Origin of the sequence: Streptomyces sp. NPDC003247 (genome assembly GCF_042888135.1) — a bacterium.
GTDB lineage: Bacteria > Actinomycetota > Actinomycetes > Streptomycetales > Streptomycetaceae > Streptomyces.
The window spans coordinates 95,340-107,757 of the sequence record NZ_JBIAPF010000017.1 but is presented as its reverse complement, the minus strand read 5'-3'; the positions used below and the strand labels follow the sequence as shown (position 1 = coordinate 107,757).

Genomic DNA, 12,418 nt, shown 5'->3' with positions numbered 1-12,418 from the left:
GCGGGCAGGCGCCCCACAGCCGCACCCGCACTCACCACAGCCGCAGGCAGGCGCGCCACAGCCGCACCCGCACTCACCACAGCCGCAGGCAGGCGCCCCACAGCCGCACCCGCACTCACCACAGCCGCAGGCAGGCGCGCCACAGCCGCAGCCGCGGGCAGTCGTGCCGCTGGGGCGGCACGGGTGGGCGCGGCGGCACCCCGCGACGCCGGGCTGCGCACCCCCTCCGCCCCGCGCCCCCACCGGCCCGCACCTCACACGAGGGCCAGCTGTCCACCGCCCTCACCTCACGCCGACACCGCGCCCCCGGCACCCCACGCCCCGGCACAGCGCCCAGCGCCCAGCGCCCAGCGCCCAGCGCTCAGCGCAACGCCTCCGCCACCTCCCGAGCCGCATCCACCACCCGCCGCCCCACCCGCTCCGGCACCGCCTCGGCCAGCATCACCACTCCCACACTGCCCTCGACCCCCGTCACCCCCAGCAGTGGCGCGGCCGCACCGCTCGCCCCCGCCTCCAGTTCACCGTGGGTCAACGCGTACCCGGGATCCTCCAGCGCCTGGTGGCGCGCGGCGAGTATCGCCTTGCCCGCCGCCCCCCGGTCCAGCGGGTGCCGGAACCCGGCCCGGTACGCCACGTGGTAGTCCGTCCACGTCGGCTCCACCACGGCGACGGCCAGCGCGTCCGTCCCGTCGACCAGGGTCAGATGGGCGGTCGCGCCTATGTCGTCGGCCAGCGACCGCAGCGCCGGCAGCGCCGCCTCCCGTACCAGCGGATGCACCTGCCGGCCCAGCCGCAGCACCCCCAGCCCGACCCGGGCCCGTCCGCCCAGGTCGCGCCGTACGAGTGCGTGCTGCTCCAGCGTGGCGAGCAACCGGTACACGACGGTCCGGTTCACGCCGAGTCGGTGGGAAAGCTCGGTGACGGTCAGCCCGTGGTCGGTATCGGCCAGCAGTTTGAGGACCCGCAGCCCTCGATCGAGCGTCTGGGAGGTCTCCGCGGTCACGACGCCCACTCCTTAGTGATGAGGTCGGCGGCCCTCTCGCGGCGGATGCGTCACCGAGTCCCGTCGGAGACGCGCTTCAGAGGCCGCCGATCGGCAGGTGGGCCCGGCTTGTCCGGGCCTGGTCGCTTCACGGCTGCGCTCCGCGGCGGCGCTGCCACGGGGCGTGTGCGTAGCGGGACAGTAGCGAAGCCGGTTCGCTGAGCGGAAGGCTCCGTCCAGAATCCGGTCATTGACCGGAGGGGACTACCTGTGTTTGTCCCGATACGTACAGCACACACCCCGAGCGCAGGGAGCCGGTGGGCCGACCGGGGACAGGCGGCATCCCCGCAGCCCCGCCGCCCCGGGACGTCACGCCATCCGGGTCGCCCACTCCTGGACCTTGGCGATCCGCTGCCGCAGCTGGCCCGCCGTCGCCTCGGCGCTCGGCGGTCCCCCGCACACCCGCCGCAGCTCGGTGTGGATCACCCCGTGCGGTTTGCCGCTCTGGTGGACGTAGGCGCCGACCATCGTGTTGAGCTGCCGGCGGAGCTCCATCAGCTCCTTGTGGGAGACGACCGGCCGCCGTTCGGCGGGCAGCTCCAGCAGGTCGGCCTCGGTGTCCGGCTTCTTCTTGCTGTGCGCGATCTGCTTGGCCTGCCGCTTCTGGAGCAGCAGCTGCACCTGCTCGGGCTCCAGCAGCCCCGGGATGCCGAGGTAGTCCTGCTCCTCCTCGCTGCCCGGGTGGGCCTGCATGCCGAACTCGGCCCCGTTGTACATGACGCGGTCGAAGACGGCGTCGGACTCCAGCGCCTCGAAGGGCAGCATGTCCTGTTCGCCGGTGTCCTCGTCCTGCTCCCGGTTCGCCTCGTCCATCTCCTTCTCGGACTCGGCGTACGGGTCCTCCTCGCCCCCCTCCTTCTTGGGCTTGTCGAGGACGTGGTCGCGCTCGCGCTCCATCTCGTTGGCGAAGCCGAGCAGGTCGGGGACGGTCGGCAGGAACACGGACGCGGTCTCGCCGCGCCGCCGCGACCGTACGAAACGCCCGACCGCCTGCGCGAAGAAGAGAGGGGTGGAGATCGTGGTGGCGTACACCCCGACCGCGAGCCGCGGCACGTCGACGCCCTCGGACACCATCCGCACCGCGACCATCCACCGGTCGGTGTTGCCGCTGAACTCGTCGATGCGGTCGGATGCGCCGGCGTCGTCGGAGAGGACGAGGGTCGCCTTCGTCCCCGTGATCTCGCGGATCAGCTTGGCGTAGGCGCGCGCGGAGTCCTGGTCGGAGGCGATCACCAGCGCCCCCGCGTCCGGGATCGCCTTGCGGACCTCCGTCAGCCTCTGGTCGGCGGCGCGCAGCACGCTCGGCATCCAGTCGCCGCGCGGGTCGAGGGCCGTACGCCAGGCCTGGCTGATCGCATCCTTGGTCATCGGCTCGCCGAGCCGCGCGGCGATCTCGTCGCCGGCCTTGGTCCGCCAGCGCATGTTGCCGCTGTAGGAAAGGAAGATCACGGGCCGCACGACGTTGTCCGCGAGCGCGGACCCGTAGCCGTACGTGTAGTCGGCGGCCGACCGCCGGATCCCGTCGTTGCCCTCCTCGTACGCCACGAAGGGGATGGGGTTGGTGTCGGAGCGGAACGGCGTACCGGTGAGGGCGAGCCGCCGCGTGGCCGGCTCGAACGCCTCCAGACAGGCCTCGCCCCACGACTTGGAGTCACCGGCGTGGTGGATCTCGTCGAGGATGACGAGCGTCTTGCGCTGCTCGCTGCGGTTGCGGTGCAGCATCGGCCGGACGCCGACGCCCGCGTACGTCACCGCGACCCCGTGGTAGTCCCTGCTGAGCGGTCCCGCGCTGTACTCCGGGTCCAGCCGGATGCCTATCCTCGCGGCCGCCTCCGCCCACTGCTTCTTCAGGTGCTCGGTCGGCGCTACCACGGTCACCTGCTGCACGACGTGGTGGTGCAGCAGCCAGGACGCGAGCGTCAGCGCGAAGGTCGTCTTGCCGGCGCCGGGGGTGGCGACGGCGAGGAAGTCGCGCGGCTGCTCCTGGATGTACTTCTCCATCGCCCCCTGCTGCCAGGCCCGCAGCTTGCTGGCGGTGCCCCAGGGGGCGCGGCCGGGGAAGGCGGGTGACAGGTGGTGGGAGGTGGAAGCGGCCGTGGAGGGGGAGGAGGCGGCGGTAGTAGTCACGGTCTCCGGTTCGGGGGTCGGTCTCGGCTACGTATGACAACCGGGCCACCCTACCGGCGGCCCGACCCCGTCATCGCGTGGACGAGGCGGGGGCGTGCCCGGATGGGAGACAGGTCACATCGCCTCGTGCAGAGCCTCCAGCCGCCGGGCGATCATCCCCACGTCCTCCAGGCTGCCCGACGCCACCTCGATGACGAGCTTGTACGCCTCGTCCTGGTCGACGCCGACCATCTCCGTGCCGTTGAAATCAAGGAAGACGACGGTGGACATCCAGGCCATGCGCTTGTTGCCGTCCACCAAAGGGTGATTGACGGCAAGCGACTGAAGCAGTGCGGCGGCCTTCTCGAACAGGTCCGTGTACGCCTCGACGCCGAACATCTGAGACCGGGGGCGGTGCACAGCCGAGCTGAGCAGTCCCAGATCGCGTACGGCGATCTCCTGTCCCCCGCACGCCAGCTCGGCCAGATCCAGGACCTCCTGAACCGTCAGGTACTTCACCCGCTACTCCCCCAGCCTCCGCAGCAGGTCCGCATGGGCTGCCGCGTACTTCGCCCCGAGGCGCCGCACCGTGGTCCGGTCCGCCTCCTGCTCCAGATACCGGTCGATCGCCTGAAGCACTATGGCGTGCATACTGCGCCCTTCCTCCTCGGCCCGCAGCCTCAGCGCTTCCTGCTGGTCGTCACGGAGACGGAGATTCATAGCCATACCAAAACGGTACCACGCGTGGGGTCATTCCGGTACCACTCGCTCACGGGACCGCAACCGGGTCGTCACCCAGGCCCCCGCCAGTGCCACCGCCGCCATCGGCAGGAAGACGGCCGCGAAGGCCGCCGGGTGGGAGCCGGAGGCGTCGGCGGCCGCGTGGGTGACCGTGCCGCCGCCCAGCGCGGCGAAGGCGGCGCCGCCGGCCGCCAGCAGCAGGACGTTGGACAGCGCGTCCGAGATCTGGAGGGCGGCGGAGTTGCTGCCGGCCTCCTCCGGGGCGGACAGCTGGAGCAGGAGCACGCTGCTGGAGGAGATCACCAGGCCCATGCCGAAACAGCCGAAGCCCCAGGCGACGGCCACCGTCCTGGCGGGCACGGCGTCGATCAGCACACTGGGCGCGGCGGCGATGGCGGCCGCCACCAGCACCATCCCGACGGTCATCAGCCGCTCCCGGTACGGCTCCACCCGCGGCCGGGACTGCACCCACGACCCCAGTGCCCAGGTCGCCCCGCCGGCCGCGAGCGAGAACCCGGCGAGCGTCGGGCTGAGGCCCCGCTGCGTGACCAGCATCAGCGGCACGAAGGACTCGGCGGCGACGAAGGAACCCGCGGCGAGCCCGCGCAGCAGCACCACCGAGGGCAGTCCGCGGGCCGCCCGGCAGGTGCCGCGCGGGAGGAGTCCGAGGACGGCCGGCACCAGCAGCGCGGCGCCCGCGACGGCGGGGAGGAGGGACAGCGGCCGCAGGTCCTGGGCGGCGTACTGGAGCAGGCCGGCGCCGAGGGAGATGCCGAGCGCGAGCCGGATGCGGCGCCGGTCGGGCGCGGCGCCCCCGGCCCCGTCGACCGGGCCGCCCGCCCGCCGCCGTATCTGGGGCAGCGCGAGCGCGAGCGGCAGGACGACCAGCACCGGGATCCCCACGAACACCCACCGCCACCCCAGATGCTCGGTCACCGCGCCCGCGGCGAGCGGCCCCACGACGGACGGCACCACCCAGCACGCCGCGAACGCCGCCATGATCGCCGGCCGCAACCGCTCCGGATAGGCCCGCCCGACGACGACGTACAGGGCGACGATGACGAGTCCCCCGCCGAGCCCCTGCACGGCCCGCCCGAGGACGAACTGCCCCATCGTCCCGGCGGTCCCGGACAGCAGGAGCCCGGCGGCGAAGGCGGCGATGCCGCTGGTCAGCGGTCCCAGCGGCCCCCGCCGGTCGGACCACTGCCCCGCCAGCACCATGGCGAACAGACTGGTCGTGAAGTACCCGGAGAACGCGAACGCGTACGCCGACACCCCGTCCAGCTCCCGTGCCGCCACGGGCATCGCCGTGCCCACGGCGGTCGCCTCGAAGGCGATCAGGAGGACGACGGAGACGATCCCGATGCTCAGGGACCGGTAGGAACGCCCGAGGACGGTGTCACCGGAGGACGGAGAGGGCGACGGCGGCGGTGACGAGGACGGGGGCGGGGTGGGACCGACGGGCGTCGGGGAGTCGTCTGCGACACCGGTGTCGCGGGATTCGAGGGCGGCCATGCCCGCCAGAGTAAGGCCCGCAACCGACGTTGACCCCTGTCCGGAGACGGGCCCCCGTCTGGTCCGTTGGTCCTACGCCCCACCCCGTTTCATGAACGCCGTGTGGCAGTCGCATTGCAGCCCGCACGCCCCCCTTGAGCCCCCACCCGCCCCCGCTCTACGGTCATGTCACGCGGTTCGGCAGGGCACACCACCCGGTGGAACCGATGAACGGCCGTGTGCCCGAGTGGCTTAGGGACTCGCCTGCAAAGCGAGGTACGTGGGTTCAATTCCCGCCACGGCCTCTGGTGTTGCGACCAGGCAAGACGGAAGGGTGGTACCCCGGGAGGGGTGCCACCCTTCCGGCCGTCGGCCCCGTCCTTCTACGCGTACAGCCCTCCGCCCGCCTCGTCCTCGAACATCTCCGGCCAGTACCGCCATCCGTCGTCGCCCGGTGTCGACGGGGTCGGGTCGCAGGCCAGGGGGTCGAGGGCGGCCAGGGTGCGGGTCATGGTGGCGGCCAGCTGGTCGTAGGCCTCGGTGAGGGCGTGGTCGGCGTCGAGGGTGCGTTCGTGGTGGATCAGCCAGAGGGTGAACGCGAGGGTCGAGACGTCGGCGTTCAAGGGGCGCAGGACGGTGTCCGGCTCGCTCCAGGAGAGGACCGCGCCCGTGGTGCCGTCGACGACGAGGCTGGTGTCCTCGGCGAGGTGGCCGAGGCGGATCAGGTGGGCCGCGCCGGCGGGGAGGGCGGCGTCCGGGTCGTCCGCCCGGTGCTCGGTGAGGGTGGGGAGGGGGGCGTCGGTGTCCAGGGTGAACCAGACGCATTCCTCCGGCAGGCCCACCTCCCGCAGGAAGCGGCGGGTCGGCTCGTGGGTGAGCGCGGCCGGGAAGTCGACGTCCTCGAAGCGGACGACGGCGCGGGCGCCGAACTCCTCGTCCAGGAGCCGGGGCGGGAGGTCCAGGGCCAGGTCGGACCGGGTGCCGGGGCCCGCGATGAGGGCCAGGGGGCGGACCACCGCGGCCAGCCGCCAGAACGGGGGCACCTCGCCGTCCGAGCCGGCCTCGTACAGCGCGAGCAGCCGGCCGGTCGCCTCCGCCACCACCTCGGGTCCGCACCGGCCCGCGTAGGCCGCGAACTGGCCGCGCAGCGCCGCCAGTTCGTCGGCGGCCGTGGCGAACCGCACCAGCGTCTGGAGGGACGGCGCGAGCGGCCGGCGGTCCATCAGGTCGGGGCGGTCGTGGAAGAAGTAGGTCGTCGTGACCTCGCCGGTGGCGCCGTCGAGCAGCACCGACTCCGTCACGGGGCCGCCGGGGCCGGTCAGGCCGCCGATGACGAGCTGGTCGCGCAGGCCGGGCGCGAGGCGGCCCTCCGGGTCGCCGGTGGAGTCGGCCACCGTGCGCAGGCCGTCCGCGCGCAGCGCGTCGAACGTCAGCAGCTCGCCGACGCCCGGCAGTCCGGGGCCGGTCAGCCAGCGGCGCGTCGGCGTGTGGGTGACGTACGGATCCAGCTCGTCCTCGGTGAAGGTGATCACCGCCGCACCGGCGGCGGTCCCGGTCGTACCCATCGGTCCCCCGTGCGTGAAGTGTGTGTGCCGTCCCCGACGGCGGGCCCCCGGCCCGCCGCTGTTCCACTGCCCCGAACACTACGCGGCACCACTGACAACGGGCCCCGCACGAGTAGACGCCGGATCACCCTCGCGCGTTCCCGCCCCACCCGGATCGCCTCGACCGTCTCCCCCACGGTCCACTGCGGGGTGGCCCGACACCGCCCGAGGCCCGAGGCCCGAGGCCCGAGGCCCGAGGCTCAGGGTGCGGGCACGTACTCCTCACGGCCGAAGACGGCCGGAAACGGTCGGAAACGGTCGGAGACAGCCGTCCGGTGGAAGGCGTCCCCGCGCGCAGCGACGAGCACCGTCCCGTTCAGGCGGGGCCCGCTCACTGGCCCGTGACCACCGCCGCCTGCGGCCTTATCGGCAGCCGGTTGACCGGGCGGCCCGTCGCGGCGCGTACGGCGGAGGCGATGGCCGCCGGTGAGGTGACGACCGGGACCGCGCTGACCGCCTTGGCGCCGAACGGCGCGACCACGTCGCGCTCCTCGACGAGTTTGACGATGCGGATGTCGGGCGCGTCCAGGGCCGTCGGGAGCGCGTACCCGGTGAGGTCGGGGTGGCGGACCAGGCCGCGCGGGGTGCGGAGGTTCTCGGTGAGGGCGATGCCGACGCCCTGGGTGACGCCCGCCTCGATCCGCGCGTCCAGCTGCGCCGGGTTGAGGACCCGGCCCACGTCCTGGGCGACCGCCAGCTCCACGACCCGTACCGAGCCCAGTTCGATGTCGACGTCGACGACCGCGCGGATCGCGCAGAAGGCGAGGCCCACGAACGCGTCGCCCTGGCCGGCGCCGTCCAGCGGCTCGGTCGGGTGCGGGCGGCACTGGGCCGTGGCCCACAGTTCCTTGCCGACGAGCTCCTCGGTGACGGTGGTCGACAGGACGCCGTCGTAGGAGGTGATCTTGCCGTCGGTGATCTGGAGCAGTTCGGTGGACATGCCGAACTTGTGGGCCAGGGGCTGGAGGAGCTGGGTGCGGACCATCTTGGCCGCGCGTTCCACCGCGCCGCCGGAGACCCAGGTGTGGCGGCCGCGGCAGCCCGGGCCGGCCGGGGGCTGGTCGGTGTCCACGGGGGCGACGTGCACCTCGTCGATGCCGAGGGTCTCCTGGACGATCTGGCGGGCGAGTGTCGTGAAGCCCTGGCCGGTCTCCACCGCCGCGCAGAGCACCGTCGCGACGCCGTCCTGGACCTTGACCGTGGCCGTGGAGACCTCGTCGGCGCCCTCCGCGCCGAGCATGTGCACCATGCCCAGGCCGTAGCCGACGCCCCGGCGCACCGCGCCCGGTTCGCCCGCGCCCTCGGGGCCGCCCGGCAGCAGCCAGTCCTCCTCCGGGGTGTCCTTCGGCAGGGCCGGCAGCGGGAACTCCTGGACGGCCTGGAGGAGTTCGGCGACCGGCGCCGGGCAGGTCACGGTCTGGCCGGTCGGGAGCACGTCACCGGTCGCCATGGCGTTGCGCAGCCGCAGTTCGGCCGGGTCGACGCCGAGTTTCTTGGCCAGTTTGTCCATCTGCGCCTCGTAGGCGGCGCAGACCTGCATCGCGCCCTCGCCGCGGACATGGCCGGAGGGCGGGTTGTTGGTGCGTACGGCCCAGCCCTCGATGAAGGCGTGGGGGACGACGTACGGACCGCAGGCGAAGGAGACGGCGGCGGCCAGGGCCTCGGCGGAGGTGTCGGCGTAGGCGCCCGCGTCGAGCAGGATCTGCGCCTCGACCTTGACCAGCTTGCCCTCGGCGTCCGCGTGGTGGCGGTACCGCAGGAGGGTGGGGTGGCGGTGGGCGTGGCCGAGGAAGGACTCCTCGCGGGTCGCCGTCAGCTTCACCGGGCAGCCGGTCCGCAGGGCCAGCAGACCGAGCGGGAGCTGGAAGCCCTGGTCCTCGCGGTCGGCGGTGGCGCCCGGCACCCCCGTCACGACGATCTTCACCCGATCGGGTGAGAGGCCGTAGCAGGCGGCGGCGGCGTCGCGGTCGGTGTGCGGGTCGGTGGAGGCCACGTAGAGCTCCACGCCGCCGTCGGGGCGGGGCACCGCGAGGCCGGCCTCGGCGCCGATGGGGGCGGGGTCGGCGCGGCCGATGCGGTACTGGCCCTCGACGACGACCTCGCCGGACGCGGCGGGGTCGCCGTGGTGCAGCGGGATGTGCCGGATCAGGTTGCCGTCGGGGTGGAGGGGCTCCGCCTCGAAGGCCTGCTCCGGGTCGGTGACCGGGTCGAGCACCTCGTACTCGACGATGACGGCCGCGGCGGCCATCCGAGCGGTGTCGGGGTGGTCGGCGGCGACGGCCGCGATGGGCTCGCCGTGGTGGCGTACGACCTCGGAGGCGAACACCGGGCGGTCGGCCGTGCCGCGTCCGTGCAGCACGCTGCCGGGCACGTCCTCGTGGGTGACGACGGCCCGTACGCCGGGCATCTCACGCGCGTGGGAGGTGTCGATGGAGACGATGCGCGCGTGCGCGTGCGGGGAGCGCAGCACGGCCGCCCACAGCAGGCCCTCGGCCCACAGGTCGGCCGCGTAGGGGAAGGTGCCCTCCGTCTTGGCGCGGGCGTCGGCGGGCGGCAGGGACGCGCCGAGGCCGTGCGGGATCGGCTCGGGGGCGGGGGCGGCCTCCGCGGGCGCCGTCGCGGTGGCTGCTTCGTTGCTCACGCCTGGCCTCCGTCCTGGCCCTGTCCGTGTCCGTACACCGGGTCGTTCGGGTGCGGTTGTGCCGGGTTCTCGAACGCCGACGGGTTGACACCGCCGGCACCCGGGCCCGCCTGGTGCGGGATGCGGGCCTCGTCGCCGTCCGCGTCGGCCTCGGCGGCGGCGTGCGCCTCGCGTTCGGCGACGACGTCCTTGACGGCCCGCAGGACGCCCCGGTAGCCGGAGCAGCGGCACAGGTTGCCGCACAGGGCCTGGCGGGCCTCCAGTTCGGTGGGCGCGGGGTTGCCCTCCAGCAGGTCGTGCACGGTCATCGCCATGCCGGGCACGCAGAAGCCGCACTGCACGGCCCCGCACCGGGCGAGCGCCCGCTGCACGTCGGACGGCTGCCCGTCGACGGCCAGGCCCTCGACGGTGCGGATCTCGCTGCCGGCGGTGGTCACGGCGGGCACCAGGCAGGAGGCGACGAGCCGCCCGTCGACCTGGACGTTGCAGGCCCCGCACTCGCCCTGCGAACAGCCGTCCTTGGCGCCCGCGAGGCCGAGCCGCTCGCGCAGCACGTAGAGCAGCGACTCGCCGATCCAGGCGTCGGTGACCGGACGGTCGGAGCCGTTGACGCGCAGCGTGTAGGAGGCGAGGGGGTGGTCGTCGTGGAGGGGCGGGGCGTCGGGGGCGGCCTCGGCGGCGTCGTCCGGTCCGGCGCCGTCCCCGGGCGGGGCGGCCTCGGCGTCGGCTGCGTCCTCGGCACCGGGGGCGTCCTCGTGCCCGTCGTGCGGGGCTGCGGCGGGGTCGGCCGGCGGCTCGGGGGCCCCGGCGGGGCCGGGTCCGTCGAACGGCGGCTCGGCGGTGACCGGTTCGGCGCCGGCCGGGTCCGCCGTCGGGTGTGCGGCTCCGGGGGCCGTCCGGGCCACTTCCCGGCCCTGTGCGGCCCCGGGAGCGCCGTGGAGGTCCACCGGGACCTCACCGGGCTCGGAGGCGCCCTGTGAGGCTTCCACGGCCTCCCGCTCGCCCCGCAGGTCCCGCTCGTCCCATTCACCGCGCTCGTCGTGCTCGTTGCGCTCGTCCCGCTCGGGCATCGGGGACTCGGCCATCGGGGAGTCGTACGGCGCGGACTCGTACGGCGCGGTCCCGTACGGCGGCGTCTCGTACACGGGCGACCCGTACGACGGCGTCTCGTACGACGGCCCGGGGGCGGGCGGTGCCGTGTGCTCGGGTGCCGGCGCGAACGCGGAGGCGTCCGCAAGCGGTTGGGCGTGCCCCGGTGCGCCGGGGGGAACGGGGACGTCGGACGGCTGCCCGACGGGGCCTTCCGGCTGCCGGTCCCACGGCTGTGCCGGGGTGTTCCCCGCGTCCGGTGCCGGTCCGGTCGCCCAGGGCGCGGGCGCGCCTCCCGGCAGGGTCGCCGGGGGGGTGCCGCCCCACTGCTCGACGAGGGACGACGTGGTGAACTCGCCGGACTCGTCGGGGAGGTCGCCGCCGGCGACCGGGATCGACCACTGCCCGGTCACGTCGTGGCCGGGGGCGGGCTCCGCGGCGGGCGCGGTGGTCTCGTCGAAGGTCCACTGCCCGGTGCCGCCGGGGTGGTAGGTGAACCGGTCGTCGCCGGCCGTGCCGCCCGTCGCGGCGGCGGGCCACTCGGTGCCGCCGGCCGGGTTCGTCCACGCGTCCGCGCCGGTCGCCGACGGGTCGGCGCCCTCGTGGGCCGCGGTGATCCGCGGCGGCACGTACCCGTGCCCGGGGGCGGCGAGCGGACTGTCGCCGCGGCCGGCCAGCAGGGCGTCGATCCCGCCCTCGGGAAGCTTCACGAAGGCGGTGGCGCCGTCGTCGTAGTCGCCCTGGGGCAGCGGGTCCCAGCGGCCGCCGCCCTGCGGCGTGCCCTGTCCGTGCTGGTCGTCGGTCACGACAGCGCCCTCCCCAGTGCTCGTCGGGCCAGTGCGGCGACGGTGCGCCGCAGGTGCAGTACGGCGGGCGGAAGCGGCTGCACCGAGCCGTCCTCGGCGGGGGCCGGGTCGGGGATGCAGGCGGCGGCGACGTACTCGCCGAAGGCGTGGAGCGCCTCGGGGACGATCGCGCGGTTGTTGTCCCAGTCGATGAGCCGGGCGACCCACTGTTCGGCCTCCAGGGGCCGCAGCGGCATCGGCGCTATGGCGCCGACGGCGCACCGGACTCCGCGCCGGGCGGGGTCGAGGACCAGGGCGACGGAGGCGACGGCGCGGCCCGGGCCGGTGCGGCCGGTCGCCTTCAGGAAGACCTGCGGGGCGTGCAGCAGCGGCACGCGCACGTACCCGATGAGTTCGCCGCCGCGCAGCATCTCCATGCCGGCCAGCAGGTGTGAGACCGGGATCTCCCGGCGGGCGCCGCCGGGACCCGCGACGACCACGGTCGCCTCCAGGGCCGCCAGGACGGGCAGCGCGTCGCCCGTGGGGGACGCGGAGGCGATGTTGCCGCCCAGGGTGCCCGCGTTGCGGATGTGCGGCGGGCCCGCGGCGCGCGCGGCGGCCGCGAGCGCCGGGATGAGGGCGGCGAAGTCGGGGCGGCCCATGCGCGCGTGGGTGAGCCCGGCGCCGAGCAGGGCGTGCCCGTCCTGGTACTGCCAGCCGCGGATCTCGCTGATCCGGCCGAGGCCGACCAGCGCGGCCGGCCTGAGCTGACCGGAGTTGACGGCGGCCATCAGATCGGTGCCGCCCGCGACGGGTACGGCGGCGGGCATGGCCGCGAGGGCCGCCACGGCCTCGTCCAGCGTCGTGGGCAGCGTGACGGCCTGCGCCGCCTGCGGTGCGTGCGTGGTCAAACCGG

Annotated in this window: 9 protein-coding genes and 1 tRNA gene; 1 reads left to right on the top strand and 9 read right to left on the bottom strand. The window is 74.5% G+C overall.

Annotated features, from left to right (window positions below; genetic code table 11):
• Window positions 1-361: 361 nt before the first annotated feature.
• The 5 genes from ACFYWQ_RS38705 to ACFYWQ_RS38685 all read right to left on the bottom strand — a co-directional run bounded on the left by ACFYWQ_RS38705 (window position 362) and on the right by ACFYWQ_RS38685 (window position 5,404).
• Entirely contained in the window at window positions 362-1,003 is a 642-nt protein-coding gene (locus tag ACFYWQ_RS38705) for an IclR family transcriptional regulator (RefSeq protein ID WP_389523927.1), read from the bottom strand.
• Window positions 1,004-1,351: 348 nt separating this feature from the next.
• The gene (locus ACFYWQ_RS38700) at window positions 1,352-3,169 is read right to left on the bottom strand and encodes a DEAD/DEAH box helicase (protein ID WP_389523924.1); all 1,818 of its coding nucleotides are present in this window, start codon (window positions 3,167-3,169) and stop codon (window positions 1,352-1,354) included.
• Between the two features lie 114 nt (window positions 3,170-3,283).
• Window positions 3,284-3,667, bottom strand: a complete 384-nt coding sequence (locus tag ACFYWQ_RS38695; protein ID WP_389523921.1) for a type II toxin-antitoxin system death-on-curing family toxin — start codon at window positions 3,665-3,667, stop codon at window positions 3,284-3,286.
• A gap of 3 nt (window positions 3,668-3,670) precedes the next feature.
• Complete coding sequence (locus ACFYWQ_RS38690) at window positions 3,671-3,868, bottom strand: Arc family DNA-binding protein (protein WP_385076716.1); 198 nt, start codon at window positions 3,866-3,868, stop codon at window positions 3,671-3,673.
• 30 nt (window positions 3,869-3,898) lie between these two features.
• Window positions 3,899-5,404, bottom strand: coding sequence for an MFS transporter (locus ACFYWQ_RS38685; RefSeq protein ID WP_389523919.1), 1,506 nt, complete (start codon window positions 5,402-5,404; stop codon window positions 3,899-3,901).
• A gap of 212 nt (window positions 5,405-5,616) precedes the next feature.
• Here ACFYWQ_RS38685 and ACFYWQ_RS38680 point away from each other — a divergent pair.
• Window positions 5,617-5,688: transfer RNA gene (locus ACFYWQ_RS38680), tRNA-Cys, on the top strand.
• Window positions 5,689-5,766: 78 nt separating this feature from the next.
• Here ACFYWQ_RS38680 and ACFYWQ_RS38675 read toward each other — a convergent pair.
• The 4 genes from ACFYWQ_RS38675 to ACFYWQ_RS38660 form a co-directional block, all read right to left on the bottom strand.
• Window positions 5,767-6,948 carry an SUKH-4 family immunity protein gene (locus tag ACFYWQ_RS38675; RefSeq protein WP_389523916.1) on the bottom strand — a complete coding sequence of 394 codons (1,182 nt, stop codon included), beginning with the start codon at window positions 6,946-6,948 and terminating at the stop codon, window positions 5,767-5,769.
• 370 nt (window positions 6,949-7,318) lie between these two features.
• Window positions 7,319-9,628 (bottom strand): xanthine dehydrogenase family protein molybdopterin-binding subunit, encoded by a 2,310-nt coding sequence (locus tag ACFYWQ_RS38670; RefSeq protein ID WP_389523914.1) that lies wholly within the window; start codon window positions 9,626-9,628, stop codon window positions 7,319-7,321.
• Complete coding sequence (locus ACFYWQ_RS38665; protein WP_389523911.1) at window positions 9,625-11,523, bottom strand: 2Fe-2S iron-sulfur cluster-binding protein; 1,899 nt, start codon at window positions 11,521-11,523, stop codon at window positions 9,625-9,627. The genes ACFYWQ_RS38670 and ACFYWQ_RS38665 overlap by 4 nt, the downstream gene beginning before the upstream one ends.
• The gene (locus ACFYWQ_RS38660; protein ID WP_385076663.1) at window positions 11,520-12,413 is read right to left on the bottom strand and encodes an FAD binding domain-containing protein; all 894 of its coding nucleotides are present in this window, start codon (window positions 12,411-12,413) and stop codon (window positions 11,520-11,522) included. The genes ACFYWQ_RS38665 and ACFYWQ_RS38660 overlap by 4 nt, the downstream gene beginning before the upstream one ends.
• Between the last annotated feature and the right edge of the window lie 5 nt (window positions 12,414-12,418).